The 18,815-nt window shown below is 61.0% G+C and carries 20 protein-coding genes; 8 read left to right on the forward strand and 12 right to left on the reverse strand.

Annotated elements, in window-relative coordinates; all coding sequences use genetic code 11:
- Positions 1 to 11 precede the first annotated feature (11 nt).
- The 5 genes from ACFKSJ_RS08565 (at position 12) to ACFKSJ_RS08585 (ending at position 4,701) form a co-directional block, all read left to right on the forward strand.
- Complete coding sequence (locus ACFKSJ_RS08565; protein ID WP_440949384.1) at positions 12 to 632, forward strand: serine acetyltransferase; 621 nt, start codon at positions 12 to 14, stop codon at positions 630 to 632.
- Between the two features lie 108 nt (positions 633 to 740).
- A complete protein-coding gene (locus ACFKSJ_RS08570; protein ID WP_440949385.1) occupies positions 741 to 1,547 on the forward strand; it encodes an ABC transporter permease subunit in 807 nt (268 codons plus the stop codon).
- Entirely contained in the window at positions 1,534 to 2,190 is a 657-nt protein-coding gene (locus tag ACFKSJ_RS08575) for an ABC transporter ATP-binding protein (protein WP_440949386.1), read from the forward strand. The genes ACFKSJ_RS08570 and ACFKSJ_RS08575 overlap by 14 nt, the downstream gene beginning before the upstream one ends.
- 81 nt (positions 2,191 to 2,271) lie before the next feature.
- Positions 2,272 to 2,853 carry a phosphoribosylanthranilate isomerase gene (locus tag ACFKSJ_RS08580; protein ID WP_440949387.1) on the forward strand — a complete coding sequence of 194 codons (582 nt, stop codon included), beginning with the start codon at positions 2,272 to 2,274 and terminating at the stop codon, positions 2,851 to 2,853.
- 420 nt (positions 2,854 to 3,273) lie between these two features.
- Complete coding sequence (locus tag ACFKSJ_RS08585) at positions 3,274 to 4,701, forward strand: beta strand repeat-containing protein (protein WP_440949388.1); 1,428 nt, start codon at positions 3,274 to 3,276, stop codon at positions 4,699 to 4,701.
- A gap of 212 nt (positions 4,702 to 4,913) precedes the next feature.
- Here the strand turns inward: ACFKSJ_RS08585 and ACFKSJ_RS08590 are convergent, their stop codons facing one another.
- From ACFKSJ_RS08590 to ACFKSJ_RS08640, 11 genes are all read right to left on the reverse strand, one after another.
- The gene (locus ACFKSJ_RS08590; RefSeq protein ID WP_440949389.1) at positions 4,914 to 5,735 is read right to left on the reverse strand and encodes an ion transporter; all 822 of its coding nucleotides are present in this window, start codon (positions 5,733 to 5,735) and stop codon (positions 4,914 to 4,916) included.
- Positions 5,736 to 6,260: 525 nt separating this feature from the next.
- Positions 6,261 to 6,569, reverse strand: a complete 309-nt coding sequence (gene rpl12p / locus ACFKSJ_RS08595; protein ID WP_012616877.1) for a 50S ribosomal protein P1 — start codon at positions 6,567 to 6,569, stop codon at positions 6,261 to 6,263.
- A 27-nt stretch (positions 6,570 to 6,596) separates the two neighbouring features.
- Positions 6,597 to 7,451: a 50S ribosomal protein L10 gene (locus ACFKSJ_RS08600; RefSeq protein WP_440949390.1), complete on the reverse strand. Its 855-nt coding sequence runs from the start codon at positions 7,449 to 7,451 to the stop codon at positions 6,597 to 6,599.
- A 1-nt stretch (position 7,452) separates the two neighbouring features.
- Positions 7,453 to 8,097, reverse strand: a complete 645-nt coding sequence (locus ACFKSJ_RS08605; RefSeq protein ID WP_440949391.1) for a 50S ribosomal protein L1 — start codon at positions 8,095 to 8,097, stop codon at positions 7,453 to 7,455.
- Positions 8,098 to 8,156: 59 nt separating this feature from the next.
- Positions 8,157 to 8,633 carry a 50S ribosomal protein L11 gene (locus ACFKSJ_RS08610; RefSeq protein ID WP_440949392.1) on the reverse strand — a complete coding sequence of 159 codons (477 nt, stop codon included), beginning with the start codon at positions 8,631 to 8,633 and terminating at the stop codon, positions 8,157 to 8,159.
- Positions 8,634 to 8,737: 104 nt separating this feature from the next.
- Positions 8,738 to 9,229 (reverse strand): transcription elongation factor Spt5, encoded by a 492-nt coding sequence (locus ACFKSJ_RS08615; protein WP_440949393.1) that lies wholly within the window; start codon positions 9,227 to 9,229, stop codon positions 8,738 to 8,740.
- Positions 9,226 to 9,432: a protein translocase SEC61 complex subunit gamma gene (locus ACFKSJ_RS08620; RefSeq protein ID WP_440949394.1), complete on the reverse strand. Its 207-nt coding sequence runs from the start codon at positions 9,430 to 9,432 to the stop codon at positions 9,226 to 9,228. Before ACFKSJ_RS08620 ends, ACFKSJ_RS08615 begins: the two co-directional genes overlap by 4 nt.
- Positions 9,433 to 9,438: 6 nt before the next feature.
- Positions 9,439 to 10,536, reverse strand: a complete 1,098-nt coding sequence (gene ftsZ, locus ACFKSJ_RS08625) for a cell division protein FtsZ (protein ID WP_440949395.1) — start codon at positions 10,534 to 10,536, stop codon at positions 9,439 to 9,441.
- Entirely contained in the window at positions 10,533 to 11,840 is a 1,308-nt protein-coding gene (locus ACFKSJ_RS08630) for a D-aminoacyl-tRNA deacylase (RefSeq protein ID WP_440949396.1), read from the reverse strand. The genes ftsZ and ACFKSJ_RS08630 overlap by 4 nt, the downstream gene beginning before the upstream one ends.
- Complete coding sequence (locus ACFKSJ_RS08635; RefSeq protein WP_440949397.1) at positions 11,837 to 13,276, reverse strand: PAS domain-containing sensor histidine kinase; 1,440 nt, start codon at positions 13,274 to 13,276, stop codon at positions 11,837 to 11,839. Before ACFKSJ_RS08635 ends, ACFKSJ_RS08630 begins: the two co-directional genes overlap by 4 nt.
- A gap of 232 nt (positions 13,277 to 13,508) precedes the next feature.
- The gene (locus tag ACFKSJ_RS08640; RefSeq protein WP_440949398.1) at positions 13,509 to 14,948 is read right to left on the reverse strand and encodes a PAS domain-containing sensor histidine kinase; all 1,440 of its coding nucleotides are present in this window, start codon (positions 14,946 to 14,948) and stop codon (positions 13,509 to 13,511) included.
- Positions 14,949 to 15,084: 136 nt separating this feature from the next.
- Between ACFKSJ_RS08640 and ACFKSJ_RS08645 the strand changes: the two genes are divergently transcribed.
- From ACFKSJ_RS08645 to ACFKSJ_RS08655, 3 genes are read left to right on the forward strand one after another with little or no spacing between them, the layout of a single operon-like run.
- A complete protein-coding gene (locus ACFKSJ_RS08645) occupies positions 15,085 to 15,258 on the forward strand; it encodes a hypothetical protein (protein ID WP_440949399.1) in 174 nt (57 codons plus the stop codon).
- Positions 15,258 to 16,478, forward strand: a complete 1,221-nt coding sequence (locus ACFKSJ_RS08650) for a molybdopterin molybdotransferase MoeA (RefSeq protein WP_440949400.1) — start codon at positions 15,258 to 15,260, stop codon at positions 16,476 to 16,478. Before ACFKSJ_RS08645 ends, ACFKSJ_RS08650 begins: the two co-directional genes overlap by 1 nt.
- Positions 16,472 to 18,358: a molybdopterin biosynthesis protein gene (locus tag ACFKSJ_RS08655; RefSeq protein WP_440949401.1), complete on the forward strand. Its 1,887-nt coding sequence runs from the start codon at positions 16,472 to 16,474 to the stop codon at positions 18,356 to 18,358. Before ACFKSJ_RS08650 ends, ACFKSJ_RS08655 begins: the two co-directional genes overlap by 7 nt.
- Here ACFKSJ_RS08655 and ACFKSJ_RS08660 read toward each other — a convergent pair.
- Positions 18,270 to 18,740 (reverse strand): TIGR00725 family protein, encoded by a 471-nt coding sequence (locus ACFKSJ_RS08660; RefSeq protein ID WP_440949402.1) that lies wholly within the window; start codon positions 18,738 to 18,740, stop codon positions 18,270 to 18,272. The genes ACFKSJ_RS08655 and ACFKSJ_RS08660 overlap by 89 nt on opposite strands.
- Between the last annotated feature and the right edge of the window lie 75 nt (positions 18,741 to 18,815).

The following is an 18,815-nucleotide window of genomic DNA, read 5'->3' on the forward strand; positions in this document are numbered from 1 at the left end:
GGAGTGGTCACATGGGGATTCAGTCGAAAGAGGACTACCTCAGGTACCTCGAGGCCGACCGTCGGGCGCTGAACAGGTCCGCGACGCGGCCCCGGCTCTTCGGTGACGAGGTCTGGAAGTTCGAGCGCCTGCTCAGGAGAGTCGAGTACTATGAGAACTGCAAGCGGGCCTGGTATCATTACCCGGCCCTCCTCTACCTGAGCGTAAAGTTCCGTCTGTACTCGCTCCTGCTGGGCTTCACGATCCCGCAGCATGTCTTCGGCCCCGGCCTCTCGATCGCGAACCGGGGGACGATCGTCGTGAACTCCTGTGCCCGGGTCGGCGCAAACTGCCGGCTCCACATCTGCGTCAACATCGGGTCCCGGGCCGGGACGAACACGGAGGCCCCGATCATCGGCGACAACGTCTACATCGGACCCGGTGTCGTCATGTTTGGCCGGATCACGATCGCCGACAACATCGCGATCGGTGCAAACTCGGTGGTGACGAAGTCCTTTTCAGAGCCGGACATCACGATCGTGGGCGCTCCGGCGCGGAAGATCGGAGGTATCGGAACCTCCAGGTTCTACGATACCGGGGTCCCACCAGGCGAGCAGGACCGGGACGTCACCGGTCTGAACCCGGGCAGTTGAATACTGCAGAAGAGGAGAGACCGATATGGTTCACCGGGGGAGTGCATCATCGGAAGCCCCGGGAAAACCAGCTCTATTTTTGTGTCTGCGATCCAAAAACCCTAGCAGATGCACAGAAGAAGAGCAGATCCCCTGATCATCTCGTTCACCCTCGCCGGCGGACTGGTGATCGGGCTGATCCTGCTCGCCCTCTTCACCCTGCTGGCCACCGGCCTCGCCGACCCGGCGGCACTGGTCCAAGTCTTCACCGACTCCGAGGCGCTCGGATCGGTCCTGCTGACCTTCGCTGCGGCCGGCCTGACGGTGCTGGTGCTGGCCCTCTTCGGGACTCCGCTCGCGTACCTGATGGCCAGGACCAGCAGCAGGTGGACCCCGCTCGTGGAGGTGCTGGTCGACCTGCCCCTGGTGATCCCACACACGGTCGCCGGGATTATGGTCTACCTGCTCTTCATGCGCCGGGGTATGATCGGCACCCTCTTCGCCCCGACCGGGATCATCTTCGAGGACGCCCTGCCCGGGATCATCGCCGCGATGTGCTTTGTCGGGGCACCTTACTATATCAACAGTGCACGGGAGGGGTTCCAGAAGGTCTCGCCCCGGCTGGAGAACGTGGCCATGACCCTGGGGGCGACCAGGGCGGCGGCCTTCCGAACGGTCGTCCTGCCGCTCGCAGCACGGGACCTGGCAGGGGGGATGGTGCTCGCCTGGGGGCGGGCGGTCGGGGAGTTCGCCGCCGTCGTGATGATCGCCTACTACCCGCAGGTGATCGCGACCCTCACGTATACCCGGTTCACACAGTACGGCCTCCACGCCAGCATCGGCCTCGCCTGTCTGCTCCTCCTCCTCTGCAGCGGGGTCTTCATGATCTTCCGGGCGCTGACGAGGAGGATCGGGAGGTATGATGATCGTCCTTGAAGCCGTGAGCGTGGTCGCCGGCAGGTTCAGGCTTGACGGGATCTCGCTCTCTATCAGGCCCGGCGAGTACTGGGCGGTGGTGGGCCCGTCAGGGGCCGGCAAGACGATGCTCCTTGAGACGATCGCCGGGGTCCGCGAGGTCGAGGCCGGGCGGGTTCTGATCGACGGAGTGGATATGACCGATCGTTCCCCGCGAGGGAAGGTCGGGCTGGTATACCAGGATTACGCCCTCTTCCCGCATATGACTGTCCGGGAGAACGTCGGGTTCGGCCCCCGGATGCAGCACAGGAATATAGACTCGAACGAGTCGCTCAGACTGCTCGGAATCGAGCACCTCGGCAACCGACTCCCCGGGGGGCTCAGCGGCGGCGAGCAGCAGCGGGTAGCGATCGCACGGGCCCTGGCCGCCGGCCCTCAGGTGCTCCTCCTCGACGAACCCTTCTCAGCCCTTGACCAGGAGACCAGGGAAGAGTGTGCGGCGATGATCCAGAAGATCGCCCGCGAGCGGGGGCTGACGGTCGTCCAGGTCACCCACTACCCGGCGGAGGTCGCCGGGGTCGCGACCCACCTCGTCGAGATTCGGGAGGGGCGGCTGGTCCGTGCCGGGCCGGCAGTGAAGCTGGAGTCCGCCCGATCCCCCTAACCGACGATCGGCGAACCGGACCGATCGAAGGGGCCGGCCTTTTTGAACAATATATGTGACAGTACTGCAGGAGAGAGAAGGATGAAGGTGAAGATATGCGGGCTGACACGCCCGGAGGACGCCCGATGTGCCGTGGAGGCAGGGGCGGATGCGGTCGGGGTCGTGATGTGCAGCCCGGGCTCGAAGCGGTCGATCGATGGGGAACAGGCGAAGGCGGTCTTCTCGGCAGCCGGGCCGGGGGTGGTCCATGTGGTGGTGACGCACACCGGCTCGCCCGCCGACCTGGCAGCGATCCTCGCCATCGGCCCTGACGCGGTGCAGATCTCGGCCGACCTCACAGTGCCCCCCGACGCCGCTGTGAAGGTGATCCGGGTGATCGGGCCGGGGATGCCGCTCCGGGACGACTGCGACGCCCTGATCGTCGACGCCTCGATGGGGAGGGGGATGCCCTTCGACCCGGCGGTCGCAGCCCATGCCGTCGCCCACGCCACCGCCCCGGTGATCCTGGCCGGCGGGCTGAATCCTGGGAATGTCAGGGAGGCGATCGATAGCATAAACCCATATATGGTTGATGTGGCCAGCGGGGTCGAGATTGCGCCCGGAATCAAGGACCCGGAACTGATCCGTGCCTTCGTCCGGAATGCGAAGGAGGATCGGACCTGACCTATGAGACGGGAATAACAATCGAAACGATGTCGCCGTTCAGGCCCCCCAGGACAGCCACCCCACAATCGGGGTCGATATAGTTAACCATCCGTTCAACTCACCCAACCTATTCTTTCAAAATTCAATGAACGAAGTTCTGACGCCGGCAAACCTTCACGACCAGACGGTCGATTCCCTTGACCTCCTAGTCCAGATAACGGACCGCCGATCAGAAGAAGAGGCCCGCCGGCATCCCGGAATTATATATGACCCCCGGCCGACGGGGTAGGTGTAGCAACCTCCAGAGGAGGTCTCTCAAAGAAGAACGAGACCCGGGTCACGAAGAGAGACAGGAACAGGCATGTCGCCTCTTCAGGTGATCGGGTATTCAACGAGAACATTCCTGCAAAAGAAGCGTTTAAAAAAAGGTGTTCACCTATGACAAAAAAATGGATACTCGCCATGGCCCTCTTCCAGATGCTCATTGTTGTGGCATTTGCCGGATGCGCCGCGGCACTAGACACGACATCTCCGGTCACTATGACCGGGGCTGTCGACCCCTCGATGATCCCCAGAAACAGTACCGGAGCTCCATCGGGAACCCCACCAGGAAATAGCACTGGAAACGACATGATGGGCCAATCCCCCGGTGGAAGCACCGGTACGTCGAACTATACGCTCAGTGGAGCCTTCACCGTCGACAACCAGACGATGGTAGAATCGAACGGAACCTACACCGCCAGCACGACCAACCAGTCCGCAATCTATGTCACGAACAACGGAAACCTGACCCTGGCCAACGCGACGATCCTGGCCACCGGCAACACCTCGTCGTCTGATGCGAGCAGTTTCTACGGCCTCAACGGGGCAGTCCTGGCCAACAACGGCAGCACCGTGACGATCACCAGCGGAAACATCACCACGACCGGGTCGGGTGCGAACGGCGCCATCCCGACGGGGACCGGGACCACGATCAACCTCTTCGGGATCAACATCACGGCATCCGGTGACGGCAGTCACGGCGTGATGGCCACCCTCGGTGCGGCCCTGAACCTCGTTGACGTCAACATCTCGACCACAGGACCCCACGGAGCACCCCTTGCCACCGACCGCGGGAGTGGAACCGTGAACGTGACCAGGGGAACGATCTACTCCTCAGGGGCAGACTCTCCAGGGATCTACTCGACCGGCGTCATCAATGTCACTGACGCGACGATCATCTCGAACGGGACCGAAGCCGGCGTCATCGAAGGGTTCAACTCCATCAATCTGAACAACACCATCATCTCGGGCGGGGTTGCGAAAACCGGTGGGATCATGGTCTACCAGAGCATGTCCGGCGATGCGGCGACCGGAACCGGGAACGTCACCATCAACGGCGGCACCTACACCGCAACCGCAGGACCGGCCTTCTACATCACCAACACCGACTCGAACATCAACCTGACCGGCGTGAACGTCACCGCTGCATCGGGCACGCTCGTCAAGGCAGCAGGCGGATCCCAGTGGGGAACGAACGGAACGAACGGCGGGATCGTCAACTTCACCGCCGACAATGAGACTCTGAACGGTTCCCTCGTCGCTGACACCATCAGCTCGATCGCAGCAACCCTGAAGAACAGGTCGACCCTGGCCGGCGCCATCACCAATGCATCCCTGACCCTCGATTCGACCAGCTCCTGGTCGGTGACCGGGAACTCAACCCTGACAGCCCTGACCGATCCCAGCGGGATCTCGGACAGCACCATCACCAACATCATCGGGAACGGGTACACCGTCACCTATGATCAGAACCTCACCCAGAACAGCAGCCTCGATGGAAAGACCTACACCCTGACAAACGGAGGAACCCTGACACCAGCGTGACCAGCAGAACAAGCGAGCCACTCTTCCAAAAACTTCATTTTTCTATCATCAGGAGGATCCAATCATCCTCCCACCTTCTTATCCTATTTCTGAACCGCTTATTCTGGTAAAGACCCGATGCAAGCCCGAGGGGATGAAGTTCGTGATGACGTTCCCCGCGACCGACGGTGGACTCGGTACAGCGCTCTCCACGTTGACGTGGCCGTAAGGGGTCAGGTCTCCTCCTCTCTTATTTGTTCGTCGATAAGTTCCCCACAATGGGGGCAGATGATTGGATGCTGGGTTTTCCTCTGTATCTCCTCTATAAATCCAGAGGCGAAGATGCCAGCGGGGAGACCGAAGAGCGCGATTCCGAGGACCGCAATGCACCCCGAGAGGAGTTTGCCGAGCGGAGTCATCGGGGTGACGTCGCCGTACCCGATCGTGGTGAGAGTCGCCATCGCCCACCACATGGTTCCGATGATACTCGGGAACTTGTCGGGCTGAACATCGTGCTCGACTGAGTACATCAAGCTCGAGGAGATGATGAGCAGGACCAGAGCGACGGCGACAGTGACGAGAAGTTCAGCCTGTTTGTTCCGAAAGACCCGGATGAAGATGTCAAAGGCCTTCGAATATCGCCCGGTCTTGAAAAGACGGAGGACACGGAGCAGGCGGAAGAGACGCAGCGTCCGGAGGTCCACAGGTATGAAAAACGGCACGTAGAAGGGGAGGACGGCGAGGACGTCGATGATAGCGAACGGTGTAACCATGAACCGGAGCCGTCCCCTCACGGGCTCGCGATAGCGCAGGTCGACGGTGATGCTCCACAGCCGGAGAAGGTATTCGATGGTGAAGACACCAACCGAGAATACCTCAAAGGCGTAAAAAATGGGCGCGTACTCCCCGCCTATCCCGGGTTCGGTCTGGAGAATCACCGCAATGACGTTGGCGAGGATGAGGAGAATCAGACCGATGGTGACAACCTTCTCGACGAGGCCGCACTCGGGATCGTAATCAAGAATGTCGTAGATGGACTCCTTCAAGGTGGGCATTGTTGCTGTACCAATTGCAAAAGCGACCCGATAATTATTGCGGACTTTTTGGGGGGACAATTAAGGGTTTATTTACAGGTAAACAAGAATCGGATTACACAATCAGAGACGATTATTGTGACAGATATTTTGATTTCTCAAGGATAGACCAGGCCGGCACGGTTACCGTCATGACCGACGGAAACACCTTCTCGGTTCAACCGACAAGACGGGAAGCTCGACCCCGGTTCATGTTGTTACCACAGCCTCCGTCCCGGCTTGCTGCACCAGTCGCCCGTCGATCGCCCCACCTGTGGAAAGGTGTAACTAGAGAACCGTCACCTCGGTGACGATCAGCGCCGCAAAAGCCCGGTCTTCGTTCAGTTCACCTGCGGTTTCATATCAGAAGAGGTGTGCCCAAATCGGCGATAGAAGCAGGGATCAGCGATAGGAACCGAAAAAGAGCGACCGTTTGGATGCGGTGCGAACAGACGTACAATGAATGAGAATAGATGAACCGGATACGAGAATGAAAGAAAGAGGGGATTACCCGAACAGGGCACCGAGCCCTGCCATTCCGCTCTCTTCCTCTTCCTTCTTGTCCTCTTCCGGCTCCTCTTCTGCGGCTGCAGGTGCTGCGCCGGCTGCTGCCGGTGCGGCTGCAACAGCGACTGGAGCTGCGGCTGCCTTGGAGATGGCATCCTCGATGTCGACGCCCTCGAGCGAGGCGACCAGCGCCTTGATCCGGGACTCGTCGGCAGCGATGCCGGCGGCAGTCAGGACTGCCTTTACGTTCTCTTCACTTACGTCCTTGCCTGCCTTGTGAAGCAGGAGTGCAGCATAGATATATTCCATTTCAGTTCACCCTTTAATCTCAATTTTTCAATTTTCACCGATGGCGCCCTTCACAGCTGCCATCTCTCTGTACGCTTTTCCGATGATCGCATCGATCAGATCCTGCTCGTAGACCGGTGCTTCGATACCAAGGCTCCGTGCCTCTCTGGCCGCCTTGGTGACGATTGCGCCGATTGTATCTGCAGTCGGGAACGCCGCGTTCACTGACAGGTTGAATGCCTCAGTGGCTGCCTGTGCGATCTGACCCATGAAGACCGACTCATCGATGTTCAGCACCGACGGCTCGAAGATAGACCCCTGATAGAAGGCGGCCTGTAACATCAGACCGACGTCCATCGGCTTGATGTCGAGCTTGGCGAGCACCGTCGCGAGCTTCGCATTGATGACCCCGCCCGCCTTGACGACGGTCTTGGTCTCCTTGATCTTGACCTTGCCTGCCTCGATCGCTGCCGGGATCCCTGCCTGCTGCAGTTCTCCGACGATGGGGCCTGGCTTGAACGAGGTCGGTCCTTTTGGGACCACGATGTCCTCAGGTGCAATCTGTCCGGCCTTGGCAGCCATCTTGGTCTGCGTCTTGGCCAGCAGTTTGTAGAGCTTGAACGGGTTCTCGTTGGTAAAGATCATCGCACTGTTGCCAGAGATATAATCCTTGATAGCCTCGAGATCCCCGCCGATCTCAGCCAGTGCATGGAGCACCAGCGTGTTCCTGGTCATCTTGATCGTTGCAATTCCGCGCAGATTCCTTCGGATCTGCTGGAGCTGCGTTGCCGGGATGCCGTGCATGTCGACCAGTCCAACAAGAGTGAACTGTCCCACATGCTTCTTGACATCCTCGACCTCTTCCCGCTTCCACTCAGGAAGGTGCTGCGTGTACAGTGCCACTTCAGACCACCCTCACTGCTGGACCCATTGAGGTCTTGACATAGACAGATCTGACATTCAGCGAACCTTGGTCGAGCACAGACTCGATCCTCTTCAGGACCGCATCGATGTTCTCGGCGATCTGCTCGCTGTTCATCTCTGTTGAGCCGACCTTCGCATGGAAGACCTTCTTGTCCTTTGTCCGGATCTTCACAGAGTTTCTGAGCCGCTCGACGATCGGGCGGATATCAGTTCCCTGTGGGATCGGCATAGGCATCCTTCCGCGGGGACCGAGCCTTGGGCCCAGCCACCGCCCCACAAGTGGCATGACCGCGGTCTCTGCAAGGAAGAACCGGTACTGATTCGCGATCTTTCGCGCCTCTCTGGGTTCCCCGCCGAGACGTTCAATCTCTTCAGGACCCATGATCAGGTCAGCACCTGCTTCCTTGGCCTGGGTGGTGATTTCTCCCTTACCCAGCACCGCGATCTCAATTTTTCTGCCTGTACCCTGTGGAAGAAGGATTGTCTCATCGATACGATTTTTCGGCTGCGCCATATCGATATTCTTGAGATTGATGGTGATATCTACACCCTCAGAGAACTTCCGTTCTGGCGCCTTCTCAATTGCCGCGTTAACCGCTTCAATTATTTTTGCCCTTTCAACCATCTGATACCTCCATAGTTCGCGACCCCATGCCGGGATCTCCTATGGGTTGTTATACACATCTATGCCTCAAGGACGCTGTCGTACTGCCCCGCGCTGATCGCGGCAAGAATCTCTTTCGGTTTCTTGCCGTCGACGGTGACGCCAACACTCACACAGGTGCCGATGACCTCTTTTACAGCGGTCTTCAGCTCATATGAGAGCATGTCATCCAGCTTCATGCGGGCGATGCGCACAGCGGCCTCGATAGGCAGGTCTCCAACAATTGTGGAGCTGGGCTCTGAAGACCCTTTCTCGATACCAACTTCTTTCATGATCAGTGCGGTGGTCGGGGGAATCCCGACTGATATGGTGACGTTCTTTTTGTCGTCCACCTGGATCTTCACCGGCACCTGCATGCCATTGAAACTAGCCGTCAACTTGTTGATGTCGTCGACGACTGCCTTCACGTTGATTCCGAGAGGTCCCAGTGCAGGACCAATTGGGGGTCCTGCGGTAGCCCTTCCGCCTGGTACCAATACCTCGACCGTTTCTGCCATAGTATCACCATGCTGTCCCTGAAAGGGTACAAAGCTTGGGTTTACTAGGGTTGATGGTCTGGGGACTTAAAGCTATCAATGAAAAGGAGGTGAGATTGGAACGGTCACTGCCGGTCTTCTGCCCGGTCGATCACCCGAACATTGTCCCCGCGGACCGTGATCGGGATAGGAACCACACTCTCGTACAGCTCGACCGTTATCTCTTCTTTGCCTGAATCGACCCGTTTAACAATGGCCTTCTCGCCCTTGAACGGCCCTGCGATCAGCTCGATGATCGTCCCTTCGACGATGCCGCTGACCACCGGCTTGGGCACGAGAAAGTGAGCGACCTCGGCAAGGACGGTCTCACCGCGCAGAATGGCACGGGCGTGGGGCACCCGCTCGATCAACTGCTCCATCCGGTTCAGTTTCTCAGGGGTCTCGACCAGCACGTACCCCTGCAGCTCCTTGGGGGCGATGATCGAGTAGACCTTGATATCGGTCTGGTCCACCGCCTTCTTGATATTATCGGCGACAGTCCGCTCCTGCTTGGAAGTGGTCTTGATCGCAAAGTAATGGAGCGTCGTCTCCTCTTCAGTACCTTCAGACTCGGTCACTGTGGCAACACCAGCATCAATTCGTAGATTACAAACCCGATCAGTCCGATGATCAGGACACCCGCCGCTGCGACGATGGCTATCTTTAAGAACTCCTCACGCGAGGGGGTTCTGGCGAGTTTGAGCACACGCCAGTACTTTCTGAAGAGCTCCTCGTTGATATTGAGGTTCTTGAGATTCATATCCTTAATGTTCAGATCCATAGAAACTCACTTTAAGAAATCGATATCGAACTGCCTGTTCATCGCAGGCGACTTCTTCTCCTTTCTACCGTAGATCTGGGCCGACTGGACGCCGGTCACGACCAGCATCGTACGCATCTTGTGCTCCATGTCAGGGTCGACCTGAGCACCCCAGATGATCCGTGCAGACGGGTCGATCCGGTTGTAGACCTCCTGCACAACCCCTTCTGCCTCCTCCATCGTCATATCCGGGCCGCCGACCACATTGACGAGGGCCGCCGTCGCACCTGATATCTCGACATCCAGAAGTGGAGAACGGAGCGCCTTCTTCACCGAGTCGATCGCCTTGTCCTCACTGTCACTCTCGCCCATCCCGATCATGGCCACGCCTCCGCGTTCCATGACGGTCCGGACATCGGCAAAGTCCAGGTTCACAAGTCCGGGCATCGTGATCAGTTCGGTGATACCCTTGACCGCCCGCATCAGCACTTCGTCTGATACCTTGAAAGCCGCATAGAGCGGAAGACGGGGCACGACCTCGAGCAGCCTGTCGTTCGGAACCACAATCACCGTATCGGCGACGTCGCGGAGCCGCTCAAGCCCAGCCTCTGCATTCTCCATCCTGATCGCACCCTCTGCAACGAATGGAAGGGTGACGACGGCGATCGTCAGGGCACCCTCCTCGTGGGCGGCCTTGGCGACCACCGGTGCAGAGCCGGTCCCGGTTCCTCCACCGAGCCCGGCCGTGATGAAGACCATATCACAGCCCACGACCGCACGCCGGATGTCCTCCTCGGTCTCGAGCGCCGCTTCCTCACCGATCTGGGGGAGGGAGCCGGCACCGAGCCCGCGGGTCCGCTGCCTGCCGATCAGAATCCGGGAATCCGCCTGGATCCTGCTCAGGTGCTGGGCATCGGTATTCACCGCAATCAGCCGTGCACCATGGATACCCTCTTCCATCATACGGGTGATCGTGTTCGATCCCCCGCCACCGCAGCCGATCACGGCGATCTCGGTCTTGAGGTCGCGCAGAACCTCCTCGAGATCTTCGTTATTCTGAGAGTATTCCGTCGAAATGTCGTTATCTCTCACTCTTGAAAGCGCTTCTTCCACAATTGATCTCATGTATACCTCTCCAACCCCCGCAGATGTATCGCTGTGACCGTACACGACCGGACCATTTCAGGCTCTATCACCTGATCACCGACCCTGACCGCCTGCCCGCCCTTCAGCATCCCAAACAGGGCCCCGGGTGGCACGCCCAAACTGGCTGCCAATCCGGGATCAAACCGTTCTTTTTTGATGATCAGCCGGTCACCGTCGATGACAGCATGCTGCTCTTCACGTATGGTTTTTACACACAGGGTTATTAAATCATGTATGATCTGAGAACTATACCGTTCATAGGTGATAAAAATTGGGAGGAGGACACCTCCTTTCCCAGTCAGACCGGCCACCGGCATCCTGCCGATCGCGGCCACGATCCTGCCGGGGTCTGCACTCAGAGCCTGGGTGAACAGATCGGCCGGGACGGTGACGGTGACTGGCGTCCCACCACCAGAGAGGGCGCCGGGGATCAGATGCGCACCCGGCGCCGCCTCCTCGGCGACCTGTCGGAGGGAGAGGTAATCCTGCCAGGAGAGGACTCCGATCTGATGGAGATCCTTCTCACCGAGAAGCGGGAGGCTCGCGGCCTGGAGGAGCGCATACAGATGATCGAGGGCGGGACGATCGATAGCCTTCCGGTCGACATAGACCGCTTCCGCCCCTGCGGCTGCAGCAATCTTTCCAAGCAGCGGCCCGGTCAGTCCGCCGATCTCGCGGGAGTGGAGGATATGCCCGAAGGCTCCGCGGGTCTCCAGGGCCACCGCCGTCTCGCGAGGGGCATAGTGTGTTCCCCCAAACCCGATCAGGCTGATCGGGTCGGCCGGCGCGGCGGTCAGCACGGCTTCTGCCACCGCGGCCCCTGCCACCCGGTCCGACCATTCCTTCTCGGTGGACCCGATCTCCACAAAGAACGAGGGGGTGACGAGATCGGTCGGGCCGTGATGCGTCACCTCGTACGAAGCTCGATAGCCGTTCGGGACCAGCCTGACCAGGTTTACAAGGACCGCCTGCATCCACCCCGGAGCGGCCGGGGCGAACGATCCCGCTTCCCCGCCGAGCAGCGCCTCGCCAGGGTTCCCGGTCGGATGGACCGTCAGCACCGGGACTGGCCGGCTGGAGGTGTGGCGCGAGAGAAAGATCAGCAGGTCGCTTCCAAGATCCGCGTCGATCCCTCCCTCGTGGATCAGCCTTCCATCGACCTCCAGAAACTCCCAGTCGACCCCTTCGCGCCGGTACGCAGGATCGGCCATGAGTATTCGGATCTGGTCCCGGATCGTCACCCCTGCCTGGTCCTGCCGCGAGTTGACCAGTGTGATCTTCATTGTCCCTGTACTGTGTGGCGGTATCCCCCATCAGGTACACTGATGGTGAAGACCGCTCCCCCCCCATAGACCCCGGTCTCGGCGATGGTGATCCCGGTCAGTTGCAGGATCTCGCGCGCAAGGAAGAGGCCGAAACCGGTGTGATGGCCGACCCCTTTTTGAAAGATCATCTCCTTCTGATCGTCCCTGACCCCCTGGCCGTCATCGGCACAGATGATCTGGCAGCCGGCGTCGGTGACCGTAACAGAGAACCGGATCCTGGTGATCGGCCCCCCGTACCTGAGCGCGTTGTCGATCAGGTTCGAGAAGACCTTCTCGAGCATCGGGTCCGCATAGACCTGCAGATCGGCGTCCCCGATGGTGATCACAACACCCTCAGGTTCCCAGCCCGCCCGGGCCCAGGCAAGGACAGTGCCGAGGTGCTGCCACTCAGGGGCCCGGACCCCTATCTCCTGATAATCCCTGGTGAACGTGATCTGCCTGCTGATCGCCTCTGCAGCGGCTCTGCCCTTTAATAGAAGGGTGGTCGGTCCAGGATCGCTGACCGAATCCATTGCAAGGACAAGGTACCCAAGCAGGGCGGTCACCTGGTTCTGGATGTCATGCCTGGTCACCGTGTTCAGCAGGTTCAGTTTCCTGTTGGCGGCCTCGAGCGCCTCCTGCGATCGCTTCAGTTCAGAGATATCGATCAGCAGTCCGCGGTTGCCGACGACCCTGCCCTGCTGCACGATGGGCGTCGCATGGATCATCACAGGGAAGGTGGACCCGTCCTTCCGCCTGACCAGCCATTCACGCCGGGGTGTCCGGATCCCGTCCCAACTTCCGCTCAGCACCGCAATCATCTCGTCTCTCTGTTCAGGAACCGCCCAGTCAACCACGCAGATCCCCCTGTTAAAGTCCTCGGCGGTGATCCCGAACATCACCAGCGCCGCCCGGTTCACAAAGGTCAGGACGAACCGGGTGTTCATCTCATAGATCCCCTGGGGAAGCCCTTCGGCAAACTCCTGGAAGTCGGCAAGGTCGAGCTGCTGCTGGAATCCAGGGTCACAGAGCGGGGGTGTCAGGGCGACCAGCACCTCCTGTCGGTCTATCCCGAGGACCACCGTCGATGAGAGCCAGAGCAGGCCGGTGGTACCATCGCCCCGAACCACAGTGACCTCGTGTGAGCTCCCCTCGGTGCCGGTCAGCAGCCGCTGGAGCTGGGGGGTATCGATGGTGAAGAGGAGACCTGCCCGCATCCCGACGAACTGGTCACCGCTGTACCCGAGCAGGACTGAGGCAGCCCGGTTGGCCCGGGATATCCTCCAGTCCTGCAGGTCGACGACCAGCATCGCCGTCGGCGCCTGATCAAAGAGAGGATTATCGGAGAGTGGACCGTCGCCATCGGCCGGCCCCGGAGACTCAGGGTTGTGGCGACGATGGGAGTGAGTGAACATAGTGTACGTCCTGCCGGTAAAAACCGGTAATTGTTCATCCATTTCGTCCTCAGCAATGATGAATCTTTCACCAGGTGACGGCATATGACCCTCCCGCAAAACCGGTGTCCCACCACTGCCTGTACGAGCGGCACGATGGATGAGAACTGGGGAGAGCGGATTCAAAAAGAGATGGGTATCACAACCGATATCAGGCGTTCGGAGACCTTTCGAATCGCCAAAGGTGTGACCCTCAGAGCCCCTGTACTGTGGGGCGGTATCCTCCATCAGGTACACTGATGATAAAGACGGCCCCCTCCCCATAGACCCCGGTCTCGGCTATGGTGATCCCGGTCAGCTTCAGGATCTCACGTGCAAGGAAAAGGCCGAAACCGGTGTGATGGCCGACACCCTCTAAGAAGATCATCTCCTTCTGATCGTTCCGAACCCCCCGGCCGTCGTCGGCGCAGATGATCTGGCAGCCGGCGTCGGTGACAGTGGCAGAGAACCGGACCCCGGTGATCGGCCCCCCGTACCTGAACGCATTGTCGATCAGGTTCGAAAAGACCTTCTCGAGCATCGGGTCTGCATAGACCTGAAGATCAGGGTCGCCGATGGTGATTGCAACATCCCCCAGTTCCCAGCCTGCCCTGGCCCGGGCGAGGACGGTACTGAGGTGCTGCCACTCAGGGGCACGGATCCCGATTTCCTGGTAATCCCTGGTGAACATGATCTGCCTGCTGATCTCCTCGGCAACGGCTCTGCCCTTTGTAAGGAGGGGGACCTGCTCGGGGTCACAGGCTGACTCCTCGGCGAGGGTAAGGTATCCGAGCAGGGCGGTCACCTGGTTCTGAATATCATGCCTGGTCACCGCGTTCAGTAGGTTCAGTTTCCTGTTGGCGGCCTCGAGCGCCTCCTGCGATCGTTTCAGTTCAGAGATATCGATCACCAGTCCGCGGTTGCCGACGACCCTGCCCTGCTGTACGATAAGTGTTGCGTGGATCATCACCGGGAAGGTGGACCCATCCTTCCGCCGAACCAGCCATTCGCGCCGGAGTGACCGAATCCCGTCCAGACTTCCGCTCAGCACCGCGATCACCTCCTCTCGCTGCTCAGAGACGATCAGATCAGGAATATAAAGCCCGGCAGAGAGGTCTGCATCGGTCACGCCGAACATCGCCTGCCCTGCCCTGTTCACGAAGGTCAGGATGAACCGAAGGTCCATCTCATACACCGCCTGGGGGAGCCCGGCGGCAAACTCCTGGAAGTCCCCCATGCAGAGCTGCGGCCGGAATCCGGAGTCACAGAGCGGGGAGGTCAGGGCGATCAGCGCCTCCGGCCTACCGGCCTGGGCGACCACCGTCGATGAGAGCCAGAGCAGGCCGGTGGTACCATCGCCCCGGACCACGGTGACCTCGTGTGAGCTCCCATCGGTGCCGGTCAGCAGCCGCTGGAGCTGGGGGGTATCGATGGTGAAGAGGAGGCCTGCCCGCATCCCGACGAGCTGGTCACTGCTGTGCCCGAGCAGGACTGAGGCAGCCCGGTTGGCCCGGGATATCCTCCAGTCCTGCAGGTCGACGACCAGCATCGCCGCTGGCGCCTGATCAAAGAGAGGATTATCGGAGAGTGGGCTATCGCCATCGGCCGGCCCCGGAGACCGGGCACTGCGGCGACGATGGGAGTGAGTGAACATAATGTACGTCCTGCCGGTAAAAAACCGGTAATTGTTCATCCATTTCGTCCTCAGCAATGATGAATCTTTCATCAGATGAACAGGGTGCGATCCTCCGCAAAACCTATGTCCCATCACTCCCTGTACGATTGGTACTATGGATGCAAACAAGATCGAGCAGATTCTGAAGGAGATGGGAATTACGACCGAGATCCGATGTCCGGAGGCCTTTTCTATCGCCGAGAAGCACGGCATCAGCAGGGCGGACCTGGGCGCCTACTGCACCGAACACGGGGTGAAGATCAGAGGGTGCCAGCTGGGCTGTTTCTGATGCCAAGGTTTCTGCAGGTGGTCAGCGTTACGGAGGCGGTGCACATCATAACATCGATCGCCGCGCCTGTTTCAACAGAGACCATCCCTCTTGAAGAGGCTGGGGGCCGGGTGCTCGCCGAGGATGTAACGGCTGACCTGGACATCCCGGGGTTCACCCGGTCCGTGGTGGACGGGTACGCTGTCATCGCTGCGGAGACGAGCGGGGCGGGCGAAGCGCTGCCGGCCATGCTCCGGTGCACCGGCCGCGTGCTGATGGGGGAGGGGACCACCGCCCCGATCAGGCGCGGGGAGTGCGTCTATGTCCCGACCGGGGGGATGATCCCCCCCGGGGCCGATGCCATGGTGATGATTGAGTACGCCGAGGAGCTCGGCGACCAGGTGCTGGTCCAGCGGCCGGTGGCCTCGGGCGAGAACCTGATCCTGCAGGGAGAGGACTTCGCTGCAGGAGCACCAGTCGTCTCCAGCGGGACGGTCCTCTCGCCGCAGGACGTCGGTGCCCTGGCCGCAGTCGGCCGGACCCGGGTTGAGGTCTTCAAACGGCCCCTTATCGGAATCATCTCCACCGGCAACGAGGTGATACCGATCGGGACGAAGCCCACGGGCAGCCAGGTGCGGGACGTGAACAGTTACCTCTGCAGGGCTTTCGCCGAGAGCTCCGGATGCAGGACGCGGTCGTACGGGATCGTCAGGGATGACGAGGAGACGCTCGCAGCAGTGCTGAAGAAGGCAGCCGCCGAGACAGACGGGGTGCTGATCTCAGGGGGCTCCTCCAAGGACGCCCGCGACCATGGGGCGACGGTCATTGCAAAGGCAGGATCGGTGCTGGTTCATGGGATCGCCCTCGCACCGGGAAAACCGACGATCATTGGAAAGGCCGGCGACGTCCCGGTGATCGGCCTTCCGGGCCACCCGGCGTCGGCCTACGTGGTGTTGATGGTGCTCGGCGCCCACCTCCTTGGCGGGTTGACCGGGGGAGGTCCCCGGCCCTCCAGGGTGGAGAGCGCGGTGCTCGCTGCGAACATCCCCTCTGCCCGAGGGCGGGAGGACTATGTCAGGGTCAGGCTGGATCGGCGTGAGGGAGAGGCCCCCGTCGCCACCCCGCTCTTCGGGAAGTCCGGGCTGCTGAACACGCTGATCCAGTCCAGCGGGCTGGTCAGGGTTCCGGCAGGGGCCGAGGGGCTTGAGGCCGGCACCCCCGTGGAGGTGCTGCTGTGGTGACCCGATACCTGCAGGTGGTCTCGCTGGCAGAGGCCCGCAGGGTTCTGGCGACCCTGATGCCGGCCACCCCAAGGACCGAGGTCGTCCCCCTCGAGGAGGCCGTCGGCCGGGTGACGGCCGAGCCGATCATGGCCGCCTATTCGGTCCCGCAGATCCATCTCTCAGCGATGGACGGGATCGCAGTCAGGAGTGCCGATACCGTCAAAGCGAGCGAGCAGCACCCGGTGACGCTCCCCGACACCCTCCGGGTGAACACCGGGAACGTGGTCCCACCGACGTACGATGCCGTGATCATGATCGAGGACGTCTGGATCGAGGGCGAAACCTACACGATCAGAAAGGCGGCTGCGCCATGGCAGCACATCCGCCCGGCCGGCGAGGAGATCAGCGAGACCGAGATGATCCTGCCGGCCGCACACCGGATCATCCCGACCGACCTCGGGGCCCTGGCAGGCTACGGGGTGACCGAGGTCGAGGTGCTCGGCCTGAAGATCGGGCTGATCCCGACCGGCAGCGAGGTGATCGAGCACGGACAGAGGCCGAAACCCGGCCAGGTGGTCGAGAGCAACTGCTTCTTTGCAGCAGGCTGGCTGCGATCGATCGGGGTCGCCACCCACCCGTACCCGATCACGATCGATGATCAGGATCTGATCCGAGCGGCGATCACCCGCGGAGTCGCCGAGAACGATCTGGTGATCATCTCGGCCGGGTCTTCGGCCGGGACCAAGGACTTCACAGCCGGGGTGATCAGGGAGCTCGGCGAGGTGCTGGTCCACGGGGTCGCCATAAAGCCGGGGAAGCCGGTGATCATCGGTCAGATCCAGGGAAAACCGGTGATCGGTCTCCCCGGGTACCCGCTCTCCGCGCTGACGGTGATGCGCGAACTGGTGATCCCGGCCCTGCAGGAGTACGGGTTGCAACCGCCCGAGTACCCGACGATCCGGGCCTCGATCACCAGGACCGTCCAGAAGGAGATCGGGTCGGACGAATTCGTGCTCGTCTCGGCAGGGGAGATCGACGGCCGGTGGGTGGCCGTACCCCAGTCCCGGGGTGCGGGCGTCCAGATGAGTATGGTCCGCTCGAACGGCTACCTGCAACTCGCCGCAGACCAGGAAGGAGTCGTGGCCGGCGAAGAGGTCAGGGTGCAGCTGACCGTCCCCGAGGCCCTCGGGAAACGGGCGCTGCTGATCATCGGCAGCCATGACCCGGCGATCGATCACCTGGCCTCACTGGTCAGCGGCGAGGGGGTGATCGTCCACTCCACCCATGTCGGCTCGATGGGCGGGCTGTTGACCCTGCGGCAGCACCAGTGTCATGCCGCACCGATGCACCTCCTGGCCCCGGACGGGACCTACAACACATCCTACCTGCAGCAGTACCTGCCGGACGACGACCTGGTTCTCCTCTGCGTCGCCGAACGGGAGCAGGGGTTCGTCTCGACGACCGGACTCTCGGTCGAGGATATACAGAAGTATACCTTTGTGAACCGGCAGCAGGGGTCGGGGACCAGGATGCTCCTCGACCACTACCTGCGCGAACACCAGATCGATCCGGCCTCGATCCGGGGCTACGACCACGAAGTGACCACCCACCTGGCGGTCGCGGTCGCGGTCAGGTCAGGCGAGGCCGATCTCGGCCTCTGCGTCTACAGCGCCGCTGCGGCCCTGGGCCTGAAGTTCGTGCCCCTGGCCTCCGAGCGGTACGAACTGGCCATCGAGAGACGGATGCTCGACGACCCCCGCGTGCAGAAACTTATCGGAGCGGTCAGATCGCCGGCCTTCCTTTCGGTGCTCACCCGGATGGGGGGGTACCGGACCGCGGAGACCGGCGTGCTGCGCGAAGTGCCCCGTCCACAGCCTCTTCCGGACTCTCACACCTGACCACACAGGGCAGATCCCAGGTCCGGTACCCAAACACCTCTTTTCCGGTCTTGGCCGCGATCGCGATCTCGCTGAGCGTGCCGTACGATCCTCCTATGGCCACGACGGCGTCGGCGGACTGGACCAGCACCACGTTCCGGGCATGGCCGAGACCGGTACGGATCATCACCGAGAGGTACGGGTTTCCATCACCGGTGTCCGGGAGGATCCCGATCACCAGCCCTCCACACCCGGCGGCGCCCCGGGATGCCGCCTCCATCACGCCCCCGTTGCCCCCGCAGAGGAGGACGGCCCCTCCTCTCGCGATCGCCCGGCCGGCACGGACGGCCGTCTCCTCCTCATCGCCGTTACAACAGGCGGCCCCAATCACTGCGATCTGCATACTTCCCTGCTGTGATTGGGGGCCGGCAGGCAAAAAACTACTTTCACTCTCAGGTGCCACGTATCCTCATTCTAT

It is taken from the genome of Methanosphaerula subterraneus, from assembly GCF_052055875.1.
In the GTDB taxonomy this organism is placed as follows: Archaea; Halobacteriota; Methanomicrobia; order Methanomicrobiales; family Methanospirillaceae; genus Methanosphaerula; species Methanosphaerula subterraneus.